The sequence below is a fragment of the Streptomyces sp. NPDC001492 genome, assembly GCF_053597275.1.
Genome location: NZ_JBSFHW010000070.1, coordinates 1 through 21,788, shown reverse-complemented (window position 1 = coordinate 21,788; position 21,788 = coordinate 1). Strand labels below are relative to the sequence as shown.

12 protein-coding genes are annotated in these 21,788 nt (G+C 73.0%); 10 read left to right on the top strand and 2 right to left on the bottom strand.

Features of this window, described 5'->3' with window-relative positions:
* The 7 genes from ACWC1K_RS46840 to ACWC1K_RS46810 all read left to right on the top strand — a co-directional run.
* Positions 1-2,858: SDR family NAD(P)-dependent oxidoreductase (locus tag ACWC1K_RS46840; RefSeq protein WP_450839912.1), on the top strand; the 2,858-nt coding region annotated here is incomplete at its 5' end.
* A gap of 82 nt (positions 2,859-2,940) precedes the next feature.
* Complete coding sequence (locus tag ACWC1K_RS46835; protein ID WP_450839910.1) at positions 2,941-10,323, top strand: beta-ketoacyl synthase N-terminal-like domain-containing protein; 7,383 nt, start codon at positions 2,941-2,943, stop codon at positions 10,321-10,323.
* 42 nt (positions 10,324-10,365) lie between these two features.
* Entirely contained in the window at positions 10,366-11,985 is a 1,620-nt protein-coding gene (locus ACWC1K_RS46830; protein ID WP_450839909.1) for a PfaD family polyunsaturated fatty acid/polyketide biosynthesis protein, read from the top strand.
* Positions 11,982-13,670 carry an acyl-CoA dehydrogenase family protein gene (locus ACWC1K_RS46825; RefSeq protein WP_450839907.1) on the top strand — a complete coding sequence of 563 codons (1,689 nt, stop codon included), beginning with the start codon at positions 11,982-11,984 and terminating at the stop codon, positions 13,668-13,670. The genes ACWC1K_RS46830 and ACWC1K_RS46825 overlap by 4 nt, the downstream gene beginning before the upstream one ends.
* A complete protein-coding gene (locus ACWC1K_RS46820; protein ID WP_450839905.1) occupies positions 13,670-15,475 on the top strand; it encodes an acyl-CoA dehydrogenase family protein in 1,806 nt (601 codons plus the stop codon). Before ACWC1K_RS46825 ends, ACWC1K_RS46820 begins: the two co-directional genes overlap by 1 nt.
* Positions 15,472-16,236: a 4'-phosphopantetheinyl transferase family protein gene (locus tag ACWC1K_RS46815; RefSeq protein ID WP_450839904.1), complete on the top strand. Its 765-nt coding sequence runs from the start codon at positions 15,472-15,474 to the stop codon at positions 16,234-16,236. Before ACWC1K_RS46820 ends, ACWC1K_RS46815 begins: the two co-directional genes overlap by 4 nt.
* Positions 16,215-17,516 carry an NAD(P)/FAD-dependent oxidoreductase gene (locus ACWC1K_RS46810; protein WP_450839902.1) on the top strand — a complete coding sequence of 434 codons (1,302 nt, stop codon included), beginning with the start codon at positions 16,215-16,217 and terminating at the stop codon, positions 17,514-17,516. Before ACWC1K_RS46815 ends, ACWC1K_RS46810 begins: the two co-directional genes overlap by 22 nt.
* Positions 17,517-17,539: 23 nt before the next feature.
* Here the strand turns inward: ACWC1K_RS46810 and ACWC1K_RS46805 are convergent, their stop codons facing one another.
* Positions 17,540-18,160, bottom strand: coding sequence for a MerR family transcriptional regulator (locus ACWC1K_RS46805; RefSeq protein ID WP_450839900.1), 621 nt, complete (start codon positions 18,158-18,160; stop codon positions 17,540-17,542).
* A 102-nt stretch (positions 18,161-18,262) separates the two neighbouring features.
* On the opposite strand from ACWC1K_RS46805, the gene ACWC1K_RS46800 reads away from it, so the two are divergent.
* The 3 genes from ACWC1K_RS46800 to ACWC1K_RS46790 are packed head-to-tail and all read left to right on the top strand — an operon-like array spanning position 18,263 to position 20,757.
* Positions 18,263-18,664: a DUF3291 domain-containing protein gene (locus tag ACWC1K_RS46800; RefSeq protein ID WP_450839899.1), complete on the top strand. Its 402-nt coding sequence runs from the start codon at positions 18,263-18,265 to the stop codon at positions 18,662-18,664.
* 46 nt (positions 18,665-18,710) lie between these two features.
* Positions 18,711-20,156, top strand: coding sequence for an MFS transporter (locus ACWC1K_RS46795; RefSeq protein WP_450839897.1), 1,446 nt, complete (start codon positions 18,711-18,713; stop codon positions 20,154-20,156).
* A 10-nt stretch (positions 20,157-20,166) separates the two neighbouring features.
* A complete protein-coding gene (locus ACWC1K_RS46790; protein ID WP_450839896.1) occupies positions 20,167-20,757 on the top strand; it encodes a TetR/AcrR family transcriptional regulator in 591 nt (196 codons plus the stop codon).
* A gap of 189 nt (positions 20,758-20,946) precedes the next feature.
* On the opposite strand, the gene ACWC1K_RS46785 is transcribed toward ACWC1K_RS46790, so the two are convergent.
* A partial coding sequence (locus ACWC1K_RS46785) for a DNA glycosylase AlkZ-like family protein (RefSeq protein ID WP_450839894.1) occupies positions 20,947-21,788 on the bottom strand: 842 nt, incomplete at its 5' end.

Below are 21,788 nucleotides of genomic sequence, written 5' to 3'. Positions count from 1 at the left end.
GCTTCCCCAGCCCCACCCCCGTCGGCCCCGAACAACTCGCCGAACTGCGCACCCTGGGCGACATCGTCGGCTTCGTCGGCGGACTGGGCGGGGCGCCGAGCACTCCCGCGACGCCCGCCGCGCCGACGGTGACCCCACCGCCCACCGCCTCCATTGACGACGTCAAAGCCGCCCTGCTCGACGTGGTGGCACAGAAGACCGGCTACCCCGCCAACATGCTCGACCTGACCATGGACGTCGAAGCCGACCTCGGCATCGACTCCATCAAACGCGTCGAAATCATGGGCGTCCTCCAGGAACGCTTCCCCAGCCCCACCCCCGTCGGCCCCGAACAACTCGCCGAACTGCGCACCCTGGGCGACATCGTCGGCTTCGTCGGCGGACTGGGCGGGGCGACGGCCCCTGAGCCGCAGCGGTCCCCCGCGCCGTCCGGGACCGCCGTTGTGGACGCTCCCAAGCCGGGTGCGTTGGGCCGTGGGCAGGCCGCGCTCGTGGAACTGCCCGGGCCCGACCGGCTGGTGGGTGCCTACCCGCAGGGTGCCGCAGCGCTCGTCGTGGACGACGGCAGCGAGGTCGCCCAGGCCGCGGCGGCCGGACTCGTGGCCGACGGCTGGCAGGTGCGCGTGCTGCGCCTGCCCGGTGTGCCGCAGCGGATCACCGGTGCCGTGGACGCGGCCCTCACCGGCTGGGGCGCCCAGGAACTCGCCTCGCACATCGAGCGGTTGGCGGCCGGTTCGCTGCATCTGGTCGCCTTCTTCGCCACCGCGGACGATCTGCCGTGGGCGGAGAAGGTGCGCCGGCTCGCGCACGCCCTGCTCGTCGCCAAGCACGTCGTGGGGCCGCTGACGGCCGCCGCCGGCACCGGGAAGCGGGCCGCGTTCGTGACCGCCACCCGGCTCGACGGCTCCTTCGGCCTGCACGGAGTGGCCGAGGACACGGCCCCGTCCGGCGGTGTCGGCGGCCTGGTCAAGACCCTGGCCGTGGAGGCACCCGAGGTCTTCTGCCGGGCCGTGGATCTCGCGCCCGCCCTGAGCCCGGCGCAGGCCGCCCGACTGGTCCTGGCCGAGATCCACGACACCTGCGCCACCCCGGTCCAGGTCGGCCACGACGGCATCCGAAGGGTCGCCCTCACGCTCGGCGAGGAGCCGGCCGCCCCGGCCGCCGGGGTACCCGTGCTCGCCTCGGACGATCTGCTGGTCGTCACGGGCGGCGGACGCGGCATCACCGCCCGCTGCGTCGCCGCACTCGCCGCCGCACACCGCCCCGGGCTGCTGCTGCTCGGCCGTACCGCACTCGGTGCGGAGCCCGAGTGGGCCGCCGGCCTCACCGACGCGGCGGCGCTGAAGGCCGCGGCCGTGGAGCAGTTGCGGTCGGCGGGCGAGAAGCCGACCCCCAAGCGCGTCGAGCAGCTCTACCAGTCCGTCGTCGGCGAGCGTGAGATCCGGGCGACCCTGGCGGAGATACGGGCGGCGGGCAGCGAGGTCGAGTACCTGGCGGTCGACATCACCGACGCCTCCGCCACGGCCGCCGCGCTGGCGCCGTACCGGGACCGGATCACGGGTGTGGTGCACGGTGCCGGTGTCCTCGCGGACCAGCTGATCTCCGCGAAGAAGGCGGCCGAGATCGAGCGGGTGTTCGCCGTCAAGCTGGGCGGACTGCGTTCGGTGCTCGCGGCCCTGGGCGAGCGGCAGCTGCGGCACGTGCTGCTGTTCTCGTCGGTGGCCGGGTTCTTCGGCAACCGCGGCCAGTCGGACTACGCGATGGCCAACGAGGTGCTCAACGCCTGGGCCGCCGCCTACAAGCGCAACCACCCGCAGGCCCATGTGAGCGCCCTCAACTGGGGCGCCTGGGACAGCGGCATGGTCTCGCCGCAGATCAAGGCCGTGTTCGAGGAGCGCGGCATCACCCTCATCCCGGAGCGGACCGGAGTCCGGCTGTTCACCGAGCAGTTCGCCCCCGAGCGGGCGGGTGACGTGGTCACCGTCCTCGGGCCGACCACTCCCCTGTCCGCGCCGGAGCTCTCCGTACCCACCGCGCCGGCCGTCGTGGAACGTGACCTGTCCGGCCTCGTGACCGATCCCCTGGTCGCCGACCATGTCATCGGCGACGCACCGGTACTGCCCGCGGCGGCGGCCCTGGGCTGGACGGTGGGCGCTCTGGAGCGGCTCACCGGTCAAGTCATCAGCCGTGTACGGGACTTCTCGGTCCACAAGGGTGTCGTCTTCGACGGTGACCTGGACGCCGGCCGGTTCCAGCTGTCCGTCGACCCGACGCCGGACGGGGCCGAGGCCGACGTCTCGATCCGATCGGTGAACGGGGAAGGGTCCCTGCGGCCGCACTTCGCGGCCCGGGTGAGCCTCGGTGCGGCGTCCGAGCGGCCGCAGCCCGTGTCCGGGCTGCCCGCACTCGGCGGCGGCAGCGACGCGCAGGGCCTCTACGCCGACGGCACACTGTTCCACGGCGAGTCGCTGCGCGGCCTGCGCCGGGTGCTGGAGTCGGGTGCCCCGCGACTGGTCGTGGAGTGCGCGCTGGCCGAACACCGGCCCGCCGGTGGCGCGTTCGGGGGCGAGCGGTACGCGCCCGGCACCGCCGATCTGCTGCTGCAGGCCGCGCTGGTGTGGATGCGGCTGAACCTGGAGACGGCGAGCCTGCCGATGGCGGTGGCACGGGTCGACCTGTTCGAGGCGCTGCCCGACGGCGAGCCGTTCCTCGTGGTGGTGGAGCCGGAGTCGACGAACGGTCGGAGCGCGGCGCTCACAGTGACGGCGTGTGCGCCCGACGGACGCGTGTTGATGCGGTTCACAGGCGTCTCCCTTGTGTCCACCCCGCAGCTGGCCGCCAAGTTCGCGAGCCGCTGAACCGACCTACGGACCACCGGGTCCGGCGGACGGCCTCCCCCGACCGCCCGCCGGACCCGGCCCCTTGGAGGAGACAGCTGCAATGAGCAAGTTCGCCATCGTCGGGATCTCGTGTCTGTTCCCCGGCGCCCACACCCCGGACGACTTCCTGCACAACCTCCGCACCGGCACGGACAGCAGGCGCGAGGGCGGCGAGGAGGTCTTCGGAGCACCGGTCGACGAGCGTGACCTCGACCCCCGCCACCGCATCACCTCCCGCCGCGGCGGATTCATCACCGACTTCGACTTCGACCCGGCCGGCTACCGCCTGGACGCCGACCGCCTCTCCCGTCTCGACCGCCTCTTCCACTGGTCGATGCACACCGCCCGCGAGGCGCTGCGCGACTGCGGCCTGGCCGACCGCCCCGAGGTCCTGGCCCGCACCGGCCTCGTCATGGGCAACTACTCCTTCCCCACGCCGACTTCGGCGAAGGTCTCCGTCCCGCTGGCCCAGGAGGCCGTGCTCGCCGGGCTGCGCCGGGCAGGGCTGCCCGAGCTCGCCGCGCTGGAGGGGGCACGCCCGCTGGTGGACCGGGACGCGATCACCCCGGAGAACCTTCGGGTGAGCGGTTCGCCCGCCGCGGTCACGGCCGCCGCCCTCGGTCTCGGCGGACCGCGCTACTGCCTGGACGCGGCCTGCTCGTCGGCGCTGTACGCGCTCAGCCTCGCCTGCGGTCACCTCGCCTCCGGCCGGGCGGACGTGGTCCTCGCGGGTGCCGTCTGCGCGCCCGACCCGACCCTGATCCACCTGTCCTTCTCCGACCTGCACGCCTACCCCGAGGACGGCTTCAGCCAGCCCCTGGACGGCCGCTCCGGCGGCATCGTCACCGGGCAGGGCGCCGGCATGGTCGCGGTCAAGCGGCTGGCCGACGCGCTGCGCGACGGCGACCGCATCCACGCCGTGGTGGACGGCATCGGCCTGTCGAACGACGGCGCCGGCCGCCACCCCCTCGTACCGCGCAAGAACGGCCAGCTCGACGCGCTGGCCCGGGCCTACGCCGACGCGGGCGTCGACCCGGCCGGCATCGACTACCTGGAGTGCCACGCCACCGGCACGCCCATCGGGGACGCGACCGAGGCGGAGTCCGTCGCGGAGTTCTTCGGCGGGCACGGCCGGGTGCCGCTGCTCGGGTCGGTCAAGGGCAACATCGGGCATCTGCTGACCGTCGGCGGACTGAGCAGCCTGCTCAAGGTCGTCCTGGCCATGGCGGACGGCACCATCCCGCCGACCGTCGGAGTGGCGGAGCCGATCAGCTCCCCGGACGGAAAGGTCGGCGGCCACACCCTGGTACGGTCCGCGCGCCCGTGGCCCGAGAGCCCGGGTCCCCGCCGGGCGGCGGTGTCCGCCTTCGGCTTCGGCGGCACGAACGCGCACGTCGTGCTCTCCGCCGCGCCCGACCCGGCCGCGCCCGCCGAGGCCGGGCCCCGGACGCTGCCCGCGCTGGACGTGGTGGGCCTCGGGGCGTCCTACGGCTCCCTGGAGACGCTGGACGCCTTCGAGCGCGCCGTCCACCGCGGCGAGGACGCGCTCCGGCCGCTGCCCGAGCGGCGCTGGCGGGGCCTGGACGCCACCGAGGGCGGAACCCTCGACGCGGCAGGACTCACCGCACCGCACGGCGCGTTCGTCGACGGCGTCGAGGTCGACCCCGCCGAGCTCCGCGTTCCCCCCGCCGACCTGCGCATCTACAACCCGCAGCACGCCCTGATGACCAGGGTCGCGGACGAGGCCCTGCGCGACGCCGGGTTCCGGCTCGGCACCGGGCGCGACACGCCCGCCCCGCGCCGGGTGGCCGTGGTGGTGGCCGCGGAACTGGAGCCGTACACCCACGCCCGGCTGAGCCGGTACGGCCTGGCGGCGTTCCTGCGCGCCGAGTTCGACCGGGCCGGGATCGAGCTCACCGAGGAGCAGCGGGCGGCACTCGCCGAGGTCGCGCGGGACGCCGTGGTGGACCCGATCGGCGCGAACGAGGTCCTGAGCTACATCGGCAATGTCATGGCCGGGCGGATCTCCTCCCGCTGGAACCTCACCGGCCCTTCGTTCACGCTCTCGGCCGAGGGCGCGGGCACCGCGGAGGCCCTGGAGGTCGCCCGACTGCTGCTGCTCGACCCGGACTTGGAGGCGGTGCTGGTCGGCGCCGTGGATCTGGCGAGTTCGGCGGAAAGCCTGCTGGCGGGCCCCGGACCGGCCTCCGAGGCGGGGCTGTCCTTCAACGAGGGCTCCCGTGGCCGGCGGGTCGGCGACGGCGCGGGCGCCATCGTCGTCACGCGCGCCGATGCGCTGCCCGGCCGGGTGCACGCCCGCATCGACGCGGTCGAGGTGCGCTACGGCGACACACCCGAAGCCCTGGCCGAGGCCGCGACGGCGGCACTGCAGGAGGCTGGGGTCGCCGCCACCGACGTCGGTTACCTGGAGGCCCACGCGGCCGGCACCGCCGACGGCGACCGCGCAGAGGTCGCCGCCCTGGCGCGGGTCTACCCGCACGGATCCGGCAGCACGGCGCTCGGCAGCGTCAAGTCCCAGCTGGGCGACACCGGTTGCGCCGCCGGGCTCGCCGGTCTGATCCGGGCCGTGCTGTCCGTCCGGCACGGCTACCTGCCCGGCACGCCCGGCTGGCGCCGCCCCGCCGACGACCTCGCCGAGTCATTCGCCGCCTCCGCGTTCTATGTGCCGGACGCCTCGCGTCCCTGGCTGCGGGAGCGTTCCGAGGACCGTCGTCATGCCGCCGTGGACATCGTGGGCGCGAGCGGCTCCCACGCCCACGTGGTGCTGTCCTCCGTACCGGCTGCCGAGCGTCCCCGTCCCGCCGCCGACTGGCAGCGCGCGGGCGGTCCCGTACTGCTGGCCCTGGCCGCAGACACACCGGACGGGCTGCTGGCCGAGGCCGAACGGCACCGCGCGCTGCTCACCGACGGGACCGACCCGCGGTCCCTGGCACGCGAGGCGGCCGAAGGCCTGGGGACACGGGCGCTGCGCATCGTGCTCGTCGGCGGCGAACGCGAGGCGCTGATACGGCAGTTGGAGCTGGCGATCCGCGATGTCCCGGCGGCTCACGCCGAGGGCAGGGAGTGGGCCACTCCGGCCGGTTCCTTCTTCACACCCCGCCCCATCGGCCCCTCGGGCAAGGTCGCTCTGGTCTACCCCGGGGCCTTCAACAGCTACCCGGGCCTGGGCGCCGACCTGTTCCGGGCCTTCCCCGGCCTGCTCGACCGCTTCGAGCGGCAGGCCGCCGAGCCGGCCCGGATGCTGCGCGCGGCCCACCTCTACCCCCGCACCCTCGAAGCCCTCGACCGGCGCGGCCTGATGCGGCTGGAGGAACGGCTCGGCGACGACGTCCCGTTCATGCTCGCCACTGGTACCAGCTTCGCGATCCTCTACACCGCGCTCGTGCGGGAGGTGCTCGGCGTCACCGCGCCCGGCGGGTTCGGCTACAGCCTGGGCGAGTCCAGCATGCTGTTCGCCACGGGCGGCTGGGACCCGTCCGGCCGCAGTGACTCCCTGATCAGCGACAGCCCGGTCTTCCAGGACCGCCTGTGCGGACCGCGCCGCACGGTGCGGGAGTCGTGGGATCTGCCCGAACAGACCCCCGACGCTCAGGTGTGGGCGTCCCATGTGCTCCTGTCCCCCGCCGAGCCGGTGCGCGAGGCGCTCGCCCGCTACGACCGCGTCCACCTCACCCACGTCAACACCCCGCAGGAGCTGGTGATCGCGGGCGATCCGGCCCAGTGCCGCGCGCTCATCGCGGAGTTGGGCTGCCCGGCCGCCCGCTCCCCCGTCAACGTCGTCATGCACTGCCCGGTCGTGGACCCCGAACTCGACGCCCTGGCCCGCATGAACGACTACCCGCTCGGCTCGTTCGGCGACCTGGAACTGTTCAGCGCCTACGACTACCAGCCCCTGCCCGCCGAGCGGCTGGCCGAGTCACCTCGGCGCATCGCGCACACCCTGCGCTCCGAGATCGACTTCCCGCGCCTGGTGCGGGCGGCGTACGAGCGGGGCTACCGCTACTTCATCGAGGTCGGCCCGGGCGCCACCTGCTCCCGCTGGATCCGGGACACCCTCAGCGACGCCCCACACGTGGCGGCCTGCGTCGACCGCCGGGGCGTTCCCGCCACCACACCGCTGGCCCACCTGGCGGCCCGGCTCGTCGGCCACGGCCTGCCGGTGGACCTGGCAGCCCTGCTGGGACCGGCCCCGGAGGCCGCTGCGAAGGCCCGCCGGCTGCCCACCATCCGAGTGGGCCAGGGAGAGGCCATCCCACAGCGCATCGCCCGGGAGGCCGCGGCCGCGCTGTCCGGAGCGGACCGCCCGGAGCCCGCGGCGCCGGTTCACGCGCTCCGCGAGACGGCCGCCCCGGCGAGTGCCGGCCGCGCCGAGGCGCCCGGGGTTCGCGCACCCGCCGCTCCGGCAACCGCGGGATCGTCCGCCCTGCCCTCCGCGGCTCCGGCGGCCTCGGAGTCGTCCACGGCCCCGGCCTACGCCACCGCGGCGACCCCGACACCAACCACCACCCCCACACCTGCCACCCCGGCACCGTCCGCCGACCCCGCCCCCGGCGTCCCTGCGAGCACGCCGTACCTGCCCGCCGTACCCGTCCTTTCCGTCCCGCCGGAGGAGTCCGCCGACATGCCCGCCGACCCGACCCTGGAAATCTCCGAGGTGATCACCTTCGACGGCGATCCGGTCACGGTCCTCGCCTGGGGCGGCCCGCAGCCGCCGGTGACCGCCACCCCGGCCGTGACCGCTCCCCCGCCCGCCGGACCGCCCGCGCCTTCCGCGCCCCCCACCGCCGGTCGCGGACCCATCGCCGACCTGGTACGGGACCTGCGGCGCGAGATGCTGGCCAGCCATGAGGTGGTGATGGAAACCCACCGGGTGCTCCAGGAAGCCACCCTCGACCGCACCGAGACCCTCCTCGACCGCACCCAGGCTCCCGTCGACAGGCCGGCGCCCCGCAACCACCGCCCTGTCGCGCCCGCTTCGGCCCCGGCCGCCCTGCCCCAGCAGCCGCCCGCGCAGGAGCCCCCCACGGTCCACGAGGGCGTCATCTGGGACGAGGCCGCCCTGCTGGAGTTCGCCACCGGCTCCGTGGCCAAGGTGTTCGGCCCCGACTTCGCCGAGATCGACACCTACGGTGCCCGGGTGCGGCTGCCCGCACCGCCCTACCACTTCGTCACCCGCGTCACCGAACTGGACGCCAGGCCGGGGGTGTTGGAGCCGTCCCGCATCACCACCGAGTACGACGTCCCCGAGGACGCCTGGTACGCCGTCGACGGCGGGGTGCCCCCGGCCGTGACCGTGGAGTCCGGCCAGTGCGACCTGCTGCTCGTCAGCTATCTCGGCATCGACTTCCGCAACAAGGGCGAGCGGGTCTACCGCCTGCTCGACAGCTCGCTCATCTTCCACGGCGGACTGCCCACGACCGGGCAGACCCTGCGCTACGAGATCTCCATCGACCGGTTCGTCCACCAGGGCGACACCACGATCTTCTTCTTCAGCTACCACTGCTACGCCGACGGGGAGCTGATCCTCGAACTCAAGGACGCCTGCGCCGGGTTCTTCAGCAAGCGGGAGCTGGAGACCCCGCTCGGTGTCGTCCTCAGCGACAAGGACCGCGCCCGGCGGGCCGCCCTGCCCAAGGGCACCTTCAAGCCGCTGGCGTACGCCCGCAAGCACCGGCTCGACGCGCACGACCTGGAGCTGCTGGCGCAGGGCCGGCCCGGTGAGGTCTTCGGCCCGGACCACGCGCAGGACCCGGGCATCAACCCGGCGCTGCGGCTGCCGGACGAGCGGCTGCGCATGGTCGACGAGGTCACCATCGACCGCAAGGGCGGCCCCTGCGAGCTCGGCTCGATCGGCGCGGTCAAGCGCCTTCAGCCGGACGGCTGGTACTTCACCTGCCACTTCCCGGACGACCCGGTCCTGGCCGGCTCGCTGATCGCGGAGGGCGCGGTCCAGTTGCTGCAGATCTACCTGCTGCACCAGGGCATGCATCTCACGCTCCCGGACGCCCGCTTCCAGACGGTGACCGGGCGCCGGATCGACGTCCAGGTGCGCGGCCAGGTCACCCCGAAGGACGCCGAGATCCGCTACGAGGTCGAGGTCACCGAACTGACGCTGCTGCCGCGCCCGACGGTGATCGCGGACGTCCTCGTCCACCTCGGCGACAAGCCGGTGGTGCGGATGCAGAACCTCGGTCTGCAGATCGTGGAGAAGCCCGGCACGCCGTACCGGCCGGAGATCGGCGGCGTGCCGAAGTTCCTGGGCCGCCGTAACCGCAACGGCGAGGCCGCCATGATCAACGAGCTGCATCTGGCGCATTCCGCCAAGGGCCTGCTGGACATGGCGATGGGCCCGGAGTTCGAGATCTACCGCGACAGCCGCGCCCCCTACATCCCCAACGGCGACTTCCAGTTCGTCGACCGGGTCATGTCCCTCACCGGCACACGCGGCGACCTGAGCCCCGGCTCGGAGATGGCCACCGAGTACGACTCGCCGGACGACGCCTGGTACTACCGCGAGAACTCCTCTCCGTACATGCCGAACTGCGTCTACATGGAGAGCTCGCTGCAGGCGGCGATCTTCCTCGGCTACTACCTGGGCGCCACGCTGCGCGAGCCCCAGGAGGAGTACGCCATCCGCAACCTGGACGGCAGGGCGACCCTGGTCAAGGACATCGACCTGCGCGGCAAGACCATCCGGCACCACTCGAAGCTGCTGATGACAAGTGTCGTCTCCGGTGCGGTCCTGCAGAACTTCTCCTACGAACTGAGCGCCGACGGCGAGGTGTTCTACACCGGCGAGTCCCTCTTCGGGTACTTCAACGCCGCCGCCCTGTCCAACCAGGTCGGCCTGGACAACGGCACCTACCGCAAGCCGTGGATCGAGGCCGAGCAGCCGGCGGCCGAGCGGGTGAAGCGGATCGAGCTGGGCGAGGGCTCTCCCGTCTTCCGCGACCCCGCGGGGGGTGGGCTGCACCTGCCCGCCGGACGGTTCGACCTCGTCGACCGGGTCGACCTGGTGGCGGACGGCGGCCGGTACGGCGCCGGATATCTGCACGGCCACCGCAGCCTCCGACCCGACGAGTGGTACTTCGACTGCCACTTCCACCGGGACCCGGTGATGCCGGGCTCGCTGGGCGTCGAGGCGGTGCTGCAGGCGATGCGCCTGTTCGTACTGGACCAGGGCCTCGCCGAGGGCGTCACCCGACCGCGCTTCGCGATGGCCACCGGCGTCGAGACCAAGTGGAAGTACCGGGGTCAGATCCTGCGCGACGACCGCGAGTTGTTCTTCGACGTGCACATCAAGGAAGTCCGCACAGAGGCGGACCGCCTGCTGCTGATCGCCGACGCGGACCTGTGGAAGCCGGGCCTGCGCATCTACGAACTCACCGACGTGGCCATCGAAGTCCGTCCCGAAGCCGACTGACGTCCCGACCGACGTCCCCTCAGCCGAGGAGTTTGACTACCCATGAGCACGACACAGGACCCGCTCCGCTGGTCCGGAACCGGATGTCCGAGCGTCGACGCGGCCGGAATCCACCAGGCCCTGGCCCAGGTGGAGCAGCCCTGCTTCATCGTCTCGACGGCGCACGGCATCGGCGCGGTCGCGGGCGGCACGGCGTCCCCCGGCGGCAACGGACCCGCCGTCCTGGCCGCCGTACCCGCCCTGCCGCCCGAGCGGCTCGGCTCGGCCGGGTTCCGGGCCGCGCACGGCGTACGGCAGTCGTACATGGCGGGCGCCATGGCCGGCGGGATCGCCTCCGCCGACCTGGTGATCGCGCTGGCCCGGCAGGGCTTCCTCGCCTCCTTCGGCGCGGCGGGCCTGCTGCCGGAGACGATCGCGAAGGTACTGGGCCGGTTCGCCACCGAGATCCCCGGGCTGCCGTACGCCGTGAACCTCATTCACAGCCCGAGCGAGGAACGGCTGGAGCGCGAGGCGGTCGAGCTGTTCCTGCGGCACGGTGTGCGGTGCGTGGAGGCCTCCGCGTACCTCGGGCTGACCGCGCACCTGGTCCGTTACCGGCTGGCCGGGCTGCGGCGCGACCCGGCAGGCCGGGTGGTCGCCGAGCACCGGGTCATCGCCAAGGTGTCCCGGGCGGAGACCGCCGAACGCTTCATGCGTCCCGCCCCGGCCGCGCTGGTCGACACGCTGCTGCGGGACGGGCTCGTCACCCCGGAGCAGGCGCAGCTCGCCCACCATGTGCCGCTCGCGGACGACATCACCGTGGAGGCCGACTCCGGCGGCCACACCGACCGCCGTCCGCTGCCGGCGCTCTTCCCGGTCATCCTGCGCGTGCGCGACCACATCCAGCGCGAACACCGCTACGCCACCCCCATCCGGGTTGGCGCGGCGGGCGGCCTCGGCACCCCGACGGCCGTCGCCGCCGCCTTCACCATGGGCGCTGCCTACGTGGTGACCGGCTCCGTCAACCAGTCCTGCCTGGAGTCCGGGACCTCACCGGCCGCCCGCGCGCTGCTCGCCCAGGCGGAGGTCACGGACTGCGTGATGGCACCCGCGGCCGACATGTTCGAGATGGGTGTGGAGCTCCAGGTGCTGCGCCGCGGCTCGATGTTCGCGATGCGCGCCCAGCAGCTGTACCGCCTCTACCAGGCCTACGACGGCCTGGAGGCGCTGCCCGCCGAGGAGCGGGCGCGGCTGGAGTCGCAGCTGTTCCGCCGCCCGCTGGAGGCGGTCTGGCAGGAGTGCGTGGCGTACTTCAGCCGACGCGACCCTGACCAGCTCACGCGTGCGGCCGACAACCCCAAGCGCCGGATGGCGCTGGTGTTCCGCTGGTACCTGGGCATGGCCTCGCGCTGGGCGGTGACCGGCGAGGCCGATCGCACGGCGGACTACCAGATCTGGTGCGGTCCTGCGATGGGCAGCTTCAACGCCTGGGTCGCCGGCAGCTACCTCAGCAGCCCCGAGAACCGCACGGTCGCCGACGTCGCCCACCATCTGATGCGCGGCGCCGCCTTCCACACCCGCCTCGCCCAGCTGGCCACCGCGGGCGTGACCGTCCCGTCCTCCGCGGCCGACTACCAGCCGGTGCCGCTGGAGCTGCCCGCCCTCACCGAGGCTGCCCGATGAGCGAGCTGACGCCACAGGCGGTGGAGGAGCTCCTCGGGGATCCCGACGACCCGGCCAACCCGTACGGCTTCGCCGCCGCCGTCGCCCGCGACGAGGCCGACGCCCATCCGGACGAACTGTGCCGCACGCTCGTCTCGGCGGGCTTCCACCTCAACTACCTGCCCAGGGAGTGGGGCGGCACCCTCGGCTCCTTCGCCGACAGCATGACGCTGGTACGCGCCGCGGCCCGCCGGGACGTCAACGTCATGCCCGGGACCATGTTCAGCATCATCGCCGCCACCTGCCTCCAACTGCACGGCAGCGAGGAGCAGCGGCGCCGGGTGGCCGGCATCCTGACCCGCGGCGGCTCGGTGGCGTTCGCCCTGACCGAGGCCGACCACGGCAGCGATCTGCTGTCGGGCCAGGTGCGGCTCGACGAGGACGGCCGGCTGTACGGCGAGAAGTGGATGGTCGGCAACGGCCTGCGCTGCGAGGCCGTCTATGTGCTCGCCCGCACCGGCCAGCGCGGCCCGGGGGCGTTCTCGGCGTTCCTGCTGGACCCGGAGAGCGAGGGGCTGGTCCGTGAACCCGGCGCCCGCACCGGGGGCATGCGGGGCGTGGACACCGCGCGGTTGCGCTTCACCGGGCTGCGGGTTCCCGAGGACGCCCTGGTCGGCAAGAAGGGCGAGGGGCTCGAAGTGGCCGTCCTCGCCCAGCAGGCCGTACGCCTGATGAGCATGGCCGGCAGCCTCGGCTGCGCGGACACCGCGCTGCGCCTGACGCTTCGTTTCGCCGCCGGGCGGCAGGTCGCCGGCCGGCCGCTGACCGCATCACCCCACGCGCGCCGGGACCTGGCGATCGCCTCCGCGGCGCTGCTGGCCGCGGACGCGGTGGCGCTGGCCGCCGCCCGGGGCATCCATGTCGCCCCGGGGGCGTTCAGCGTCTGGGCTCTCGCCGCCAAGCATGTGGTGGCGGAGGCGACCGACGAACTGGTCCGGCGCTGCGCCGGCGTCCTCGCCACCCGCTCGGTGCTCCGTGAACAGGCGCCCGGCGCCGGGCTGTTCCAGAAGCTCCAGCGTGACGTGGGCGTGGTCCGGGTGATCGACGCCAGTCCGCTGGCCAATCTGCGCGCGTACGCGGCCCAGATCCCCTCGCTCGCCGGACGGACGGGCGCACCGGACCGGGATGCCCTGCATCGGATCTTCGACCTCGACGCCGAGCTGCCGCCCTACCAGCCGACCCGGCTGGACCTGGTCGTCCGTGGCGCGGACCCCGTCCTGGGCCACCTGCCCGACGTCTGCGACTTCCTGGAGGAGCGCACCGCGGCCCTCGTCTGGCAACTCGGCGACGCACTGGCCACGTTGGAGCGCGAAGCCGCTGCGGTACGCCGGCCGGGCGCCTGCCCCACCGCCCTGGTCGACCTGGCCGAGCGCTACGCCTGGCTGCACGCCGCCGCCGCGTGCGTGCACCTGTGGTGGGCCAACCGCGGCCGATCGCTGTACGGCGGTGAGCCGGGCGACGCGGGCCGGCTGCGCGCGGCCCTCGCCTTCCTGCTGGCCCGCGCCGACGGCGTCGACCCCCGCCGCGCGGGCCCTGATCTGCTGCCCGCCCTGGACACCACCCTGGCGCTCACCCGCGACAACCGGCTGCTGACCGCCCTGCCCGTCCCTCTCGCTCCCGCCTCGCACCGGATGGAGAACTCCTGATGTCCCAGGCCGAGTTGACCGAACTCGCCGAGCGGCTCGAGCAGTACCTCGGCGATCCGCACGACCCGGCGAGCCGGATGTCCTTCCCCGCCGTACTGGACCACGACGAGCGCGACAGCTTCCCGTACGCCTTCGTCAGCATGCTGCACCGCTGGGGCTTTCTCGACTACGGGCTGCCCGCCGAGCAGGGCGGCAAGGCCGGCAACCCGGAGACCGCGTTCACGCTGATGCGGCTGGTCGCACGCCGGGACGGGGCCACCGCGATCGCGCTGGGCCTGACCAGCGCGGCGTTCACACCGGTGTGGATCGCGGGCACCGACGAGCAGAAGCGCCGGCAGATCGACGACGTGCACCGGGGCGTCAGCATCGCGTGGGGGCTGTCCGAGGCCGCGCACGGCAGCGATCTGCTGAGCAACGAGGTGCTCGCCGAGAAGGTGGAGGGCGGCTATCGGCTGACCGGTGAGAAGTGGCCGATCGGCAACGCCACCTTCGCCGACCGCATGGTCGTCTTCGCCCGCACCGGGCCGCGCGGCGGGGCCGGGGACTACTCGATCCTCGTCGTCGACAAGTGGCGGGCCGAGGCCGAGACCGTGCGTGAGACTCCGCTGCTCAAACTGCACGGCGTGCGGGCCCTGGATCTCAGCGGTCTGCGGATGGACGGGGTGTTCGTGCCCGAGTCCGACCGCATCGGGGCCGAGGGGCAGGGACTGGAGATCGCCCTGAAGACCAGTCAGACGGCACGGCTGGTGATCCTCAGCCTCGCCCTGTCGGGCGTGGACACCTCGCTCCGTACCGCGCTGGAGTTCGCACAGGACCGGGTGCTGTTCAACACCCCGGTGATCGAGTCTCCGTACACCGGGCGTCAACTCGCGGAGTCCTTCGCCGACCTGATGGTGGCGGACGCGGTGTGCCTGGGCGCGGTGCGCAGCGTGCAGGCCTCGTCGGCGCAGGTGAGCGTGTGGTCGTCGGTGGCCAAGTACGTGGTGCCGACGCTGCTGGAGCAGACGCACTCCCGGTTGAGCGTGGTGCTCGGCGCGCGGACGTTCCTGCGCACGCACCCCCGCTTCGGCATGCACCAGAAGATGCTGCGCGACCTGATGGTGACGAACGTCGCCGACGGCAACACCGTCGTCAACCTGCGCAACATCGGCCACCAGCTGGCCCCCCTTCTGGAGAGGGCGCTCACGGCGGGCCCGGAGCTGCGCCGCGAGGCCGCGGAACGCACCGCCCTGCTGTACTCCATGGACGCCGAGCTCCCGCGCTACCAGCCGCACTTGCAGGAGCTGTCCAGCCGCGGTCTCGACGACGCGATCCTGGCCGCACCCGACGCCCTGGTACGGCTGCGGGTGATCGCCGACCGGGCAGCCGACAAGGACCGCGACCGGCTGCTGCTCGCCGCCGACGTGGCCGGCCAGCTCCTTGGCAGGCTGGGCCCGCTGGAGGAGCGGGCGCAGCGGCTTCGGGCGGAGCTGGGCCGCGGGTACGCCACCTCGGCCGAGCTGTTCGACCTGGCGCAGGAGTACTGCCTGGTGCACGCGGCCGCCGCGTGCGTGCACACCTACGTCCACTCGCAGGAGTCGATGGCCGCCCCGCTGCCGAGTGCCGCCCTGCTGCTGCTCCAACTGGAGCGGCTGAACCGGCAGTTCCACCCGTACGAGCCCTACCGCGACCCGACCGCCGCCGACGAGGTGCTGGCCGTACTCACGCGGCTGCACGACGAGAACCGGCTGCTGTCGCACTGGCCGATCACCCTGGCGGAGCGCACCGCCCCCACCGAGGGGGCCCGGTGCCCGGAAGCCCGGTGACCCAGGATCCGCGGGCGATCGACCTGTGGACGCTGCCCGAGCAGCGGGTGGCGGAGCTGGCCTCCCGAATGGGCGGGACCGCGTTGCTGGGTTCCGGGGAGCGGGAGCGGTACGACCGGCTGCGCCGCCCGGCGTCCCGGCGGCGCTTCCTCGGCGGGCGTCTGCTGAGCCGTCTCGCCCTCAGCGCGCGCGCCGAACTCCCGCCGGGCACCTGGCAGTTCGCCCTCACCCGCTCCGGCCGGCCGGAGCCACGCCCCGATCACGGCCTCCGGTTCAACCTCTCCCACACCGACGGCCTGATCGTGTGCGTGGTCACGCAGGGCCGGGCCTGCGGGGTGGACGTCGAGCGCGTCCCCTTCGACCCCGACAAGACGCGCTTCGTGAGCGCCTACTTCGACACCGCCGACCGGTCCGGCCCCTACCGGTCCGCCACCTCCGACCTCGACCCGACGGAACGATGGGTGCTCACCGAGGCCTACCTCAAGGGACTCGGCGTCGGACTGGCCGACGGCCCGGCGGGCGTGCACTTCCGGCGGACCGGTGCCGGACGGTTCACCGTCACCGACCACCGCCGGCCGGCCGCCGCCACGCGCTGGCGGCTCCAGCTGCTGCGCCCGTACCCGAACCACCTCATCGCCGTGGCGACCGAAGGCGACGGCACCCTGCGCCACCGCCACCCCGCCCGGGGCCGGCAGACCACGCCCCCCACGCCGTCCCTCTCCCGGAAGGAAGACCTGCCATGCCCCAGCACACCCCGCTGAACATCGCCGTGATCGGGGCCGGCCCCGCCGGCCTGTCCGCCGCCTACCACCTGCGCGACCGCGCCCGCATCACGATCTTCGAGCGCGAGAACCGGCCGGGCGGCCACGCCAACACGGTGGAGGTGGAGGAGAACGGCCGGACCATCGGCCTGGACACGGCGTTCATCGTCTGCAACCGCCGCTTCTACCCGCAACTGACCGCCTTCTTCGACGAGTTGGGTGTCGAGACGGTCGTCCACCCGGGCGGCTTCACCTTCTTCGACCTCGACAGCGGCCTGGAGTTCGGCACCGAGGAACTCGAGTGGGACGAGGCGGCGATCGAGGAGCGCTACGCCGTCGACCACCCGGCCTTTCCGACGGTCTGGCGGGAGGCGCGCCGCTTCCACGAGGAGAGCCGCCGTGACTTCGTGCGCGGCCGGGCGGACATGTCGCTGGGCGCCTACCTGGACCAGGGCGGCTACAGCCAGGAATTCCGCCACTCGTTCCTGATCATGCTGTGCTCGGCGGTCTGGTCGGTGCCCGCCGAGCTGATCTGGGAGATGCCGGCGGCGACGGTGATCGCGTTCTTCGTCGGCCACGACGAGGGCGGTCTCGGCGGGCAGCGGGTCGACTGGCGGACGGTGGGCGGCGGTTCGATCTCCTACGTCCGCAAGGCCCTCGCGGCGACCGGACCGGACCTGCGGGTCTCCGCACCGGCAACCGCCGTGCGGCAGGAGCATGACCACGTCGCCGTGACCACGGCCTCGGGCACGGAGCGGTTCGACTACGCGGTGCTGGCCACGCACGCAGACGAGGCCTTCGCCCTGCTGCACAACCCGACCGACGCCCAGCGGGCGGCGGTGGAAGGGGTGCGGTACAGCCGCTCCAAGGTCGTCCTGCACACCGACCCGTCCCTGATGCCCACGGACCGGGACAGCTGGATGTCCTGGAACTACGGCAAGCTCCAGGTGGACGGCGAGACCCGTTGCTTCGTCACCTACTACCTCAACCAGCTGCAGGACTTCACGGCCGAGCGGGACTACTTCGTCACGCTCGACCCGCCCGGCCCGGTGGACGCCGCCTCGGTTCTCGCCGAGTTCGACTACACCCACCCGGTGATCGACATGGGGCTGCGCGAACGGCAGTCGGTGATCTACGACGCCAACGAGGGCACCCGGGTGAAGCTGTGCGGGTCCTACTTCCACTCCAAGCAGCTGGGCCCGGACCAGATCGGCTCGCACGAGGCCGCGTTCGCGGCGGGCGCGGAGGCGGCGGCCCAGCTGCTGAGCGAGCTGGGCTGAACCGGACGGGTTCGAGGGGCGGTTCAGTGCTCACCGTGCCGTCGCGCCGACTCGTTCTCCTGGGCCATGCGCCGCAGTGCCAGCAGCGCGGGCTCCAGGAGGACGGTCAGCAGCAGCGCCCGTTCCGCCAGTTCCAACGGGTCCTGCATGCCGTCGAGCTGGTCGAGGTCGAGGGCCGCCGTCTGTTCGGCCAGGCGGGCGTAGGGCAGCAGGGTGTGCAAGGCCAGCGGGGCGCCGAGGGTGCGCAGCGAGGTCAGGGTCTCGGCGAGGTCGGCCCTGGCCGGTGCCGCCTGGTGCACGTTCCAGCCCAACTCCTCGACCAGTTCGTCGACTTCCGCCGTTTCCGGCGAGTCCGCCGCGGGTTCCCCGGCCAGCCGGATCGCGCCGAGGGCGAGGCCCAGGACGCGGTGGGTGTCGTCGGTGTGCTCGGCCAGGGCGCTCAGCACGTCCCGGGCGGTGCTCACGGACAGGCCCCGCACACCGACGAGGGCGCGGATCAGGCGCAGCCGGCGCAGATGCTGATCGTCGTACTCGGCCTGGGTGGCCGCGGTCTGCCGGCCGGGAGGCAGCAGGCCCTCGCGGATGTAGTACTTGATCGTCGTGACCGAGGTACCGCTGCGGCGGCTCAGTTCGGACATACGCATCGGAATCGGCTCCGCTCTGGAAATTGGATACCTCTACTGTCTAGTCTAGATAGTAGAGGTATCCAATTTTATCCCTCCGAGCAGCCGGAGAAGGCCGCAGCCATGCCCACACTGCCCTGGACCACCGTCTCCACCCCCGCACCGGACGCCCAGGCGTTCGTCATGGCATCCCGCCTCGAGGTGCGCTCCTTCAAGGACGTACCGCGCTTCTTCCTCAAGTCCCTGGCCGCATGGAGGCAGGTCTCCAAAGCGCCCGGCGCGTACGGCGCCTCGCTGATCGCGGAGCCGTTCCGGCGCACCTTCTGGACCCTGTCCGCCTGGCAGGACAAGGAGGCGCTCTACACGTACGCGAAGACCGAGCCGCACCGCTCGATCATGACCGGGCTGCGGCCCACGATGAAGGACTCGGTCTTCACCTTCTGGCAGGTCCCGGCGGCCGACCTGCCCATCGACTGGACGGACGCCCGGCGCCGGCTCGCCGAGCAGCAGACCACCGACGCCTGACCCCCCTCACCGGCTTCCCCACCGGCTCCCCAGGAGAGACCACACCATGACCCTGTCCGAGCAGAACCCGGCCCTCGCCGACCCGGTCGACACACCGGCGGCCCCCGCCGCCCGCCGCATCCCGCTGTGGCTGGCGATCGTGGCGTGCAGCGTGCCCATGTTCATGGTCGCGCTCGACAACCTCGTCGTGTCGACCGCCCTGCACACCCTCGCCGTCGACCTCAAGGCGTCCACCCAGCAGTTGCAGTGGTTCGTCAACGCCTACGTCCTCAGCTTCGCCTGTCTGCTGATGACCGGAGCGGCCCTCGGCGACCGGTTCGGGCGCCGCCGCGTCTTCGTGCTCGGCATCGCCGTGTTCACGCTGGCCTCCATCGGCTGCGGCCTGTCCGACACCAGCGCGCAGCTGATCACCTTCCGCACGATCCAGGGCTTCGGCGCGGCGGCCGTCATGCCGCTGTCGCTGACCCTGCTCTCCCACGCGGTGCCGGAGCGGCTGCGCGGCATGGCGCTCGGCGTGTGGTCCGGGGTCAGCGGACTCGCCGTGGCGATGGGCCCGGTGGTGGGCGGCGCGGTGGTCGACGGCCTGGACTGGCGGTGGATCTTCTGGATCAACGTGCCGGTCTGTGTGATCGCCGTCCCGCTGGTCCTCTTCGCCCTGCGCGAGAGCTCCCTGCCCGACGTGCGCCTGGACCTTGCGGGCATGCTGCTGGCCGCGGCCGGCCTGTGCGCCGTGGTGTGGGCCATCGTGCACGGCGAGAGCGACGGCTGGACCTCGGCGAAGGTGCTCGGGGCGTTCGCGGCCGGTGCCGTGCTGCTGGCCGCCTTCGTCGCCTGGGAGTCCCGCGCCCCGCAGCCGATGCTGCCGCTGTCCTTCTACCGGGTACGCGCCTTCACCCTCACCAACATCGTCTCCGCGACCATGTACTTCGGCGTCTTCGGCTCTCTGTTCCTGCTCGCCCAGTACCTCCAGATCGTGCCCCCGCGCACCCCGCTGGAGGCCGGTGTCCGCACCCTCGCCTGGACCCTGATGCCGATGTTCGTCGCCCCGGTCGCCGGGCTGCTGACCGACAAGGTCGGCGGCGGCCGGCTCATGGCGCTGGGGCTGTTCCTGCAAGGCGTGGGCCTCGGCTGGATCAACCTGGTCGCCGACACCGACACCGCGTACTCCTCCCTCGTCGGCCCCATGATCGTCGCCGGTGTCGGCATGGGCTTCGTGTTCGCGCCGACGGCCGCCGTCGTACTCGGCTCGGTCGTCAAGGAACACGCGGGCAAGGCGTCCGGCGCCAACACGACGGTGCGCGAGATCGGCGGCGCGCTCGGCATCGCCGTACTGAGCACGGTGTTCGTGACGTACGGCAGCACGCAGAGCCCGCAGCAGTTCATCGACGGCCTGCACCCCGCGGTGTGGGTCGGCGTGGCGGTGGTGTTCGGCGGCGCGCTGTGCGCCCTCGGCATCCCGCGCCGGCCCCGCCCGGCGGACGTGGAGGGGTGAACCCGTCCGCATGGTGAGGATGAGCGCGGCGGACCGACGGGAGGCCGTGCTGCGCGCGGCGATTGCCGAGTTCGCGCGGCAGGGCTACCACGCCACCTCGACCGGGGCGATCGCCCGGCGCGTGGGCGTCTCGCAGCCGTATCTGTTCCGGCTGTTCCCCGACAAGAAGGCGATCTTCGTCGCCGCCGCGCTCAGGTCCCTGGAGGACACCCGTCTGGTCATGGAGGAGGCGGCCCGGGGACTGGAGGGCACAGAGGCGCGCAGCGCCATGGGGCAGGCCTATGCCCGGCTGATCACGGAGCGGCCCGACCGGCTGGCGATGCAACTCCAGTCCTCCGTCACCGTGGCCGCCGCCGAGGCGGCGGGCGACCGCACGTTCGGCGAGGCGATCCGGGCCGGCTGGACCAGGCTCTGGGAGACGGCGCACGCGCCGCTGGGTGCCGACGCCACCGAGACCTCCGCGTTCATGGCGTGCGGAATGCTGCTGGGCGCCCTGACGACGATGGGGTTTCCACCGGGGCACCGGGTGTGGGAGTGGGTCGGCTCGGCCCTCGAGCCTCCGGCTCCGACCACCGGGCCAGGTCCTCGATCTCCCGACTGATCTCCGGAGCCGCGCCAGGAACGGCCTGCCTCGGCAGATGACCGGTGGCGCGGCTCGGTCTACTGAACGGGGATCGGGAGCAGGACCAACCGGACGGCGCCGTCCTTCCCAAGGCCCAGCCGCAGTCCACGTTCTCGCCGCTCCACCGGCGTTTCGTGGGCTCCGGGGTCAGCGGCGGCTGACCACTGTTCAGCCGGGCAGTGCGAGCTCCAGCTCCAGCCACCGGGCGAGGTCGTCGATCTCCCGGCCGATCTCCGCCCTCATGGCCGTGGTGAACGGGACGTCCTCGTGGACGGCGCCGACCCGCAGCACTCCGGCCCTGCGGTCCGCGGTGGCGTCCAGCTTCCCGACCAGCCGGTCGCCGTACAGGACCGGCAGCGCGAAGTACCCCCAGCGGCGCTTGGCGGCGGGCTTGTACATCTCCAGCTGGTACTCGTACTCGAACAGCTCGGTGGTGCGTCTGCGGTCGTGGACGAGGCGGTCGAAGGGTGACAGCAGGGCCGCCCGCCCCTCGAAGGGCAGCCCCAACTGGGCAGGGTCCACCCGCCACTTGCCCCGCACGCCCTCCACGACCGCGGGCTCACCCGCCTCGCCCACGTCCGCCGGCTCCACCTGGCACTCCGGGCCGCGGGCACGGGCGATGCCCAGGGCGCGCAGCCGCCGCTCGTCGCGGATGCGCAACGCCTCCTCCACCGGGATCGGCGGGAGATCGGGGTACACCCGGCCGGCCAGGTCCCACAGCCGGTCACCGCCGCTGCGCCCGGCGACGGCGACCTCACCGCGCTGCACCATGAGCTCCAGCAGCTTGGTGACATTGCGGTTGTTGGTCCAGCCACTCGACTTCCACGGCTTGGCGCAGCTGTCGGGGAGGGCGCGGGAGGGCAGCGGCCCCTCGCTGCCGAGCCGGTCGAGGATGTCCCGGCGGCAGGCGTCGTTGGCCGCCACCCACGACCGGTGGTACTCACGCCACGACGAGGGCGTGCCCCGCTCGGGCCATGCGGCCATCTCCGCGCGGTACAGCGCGAGATCCT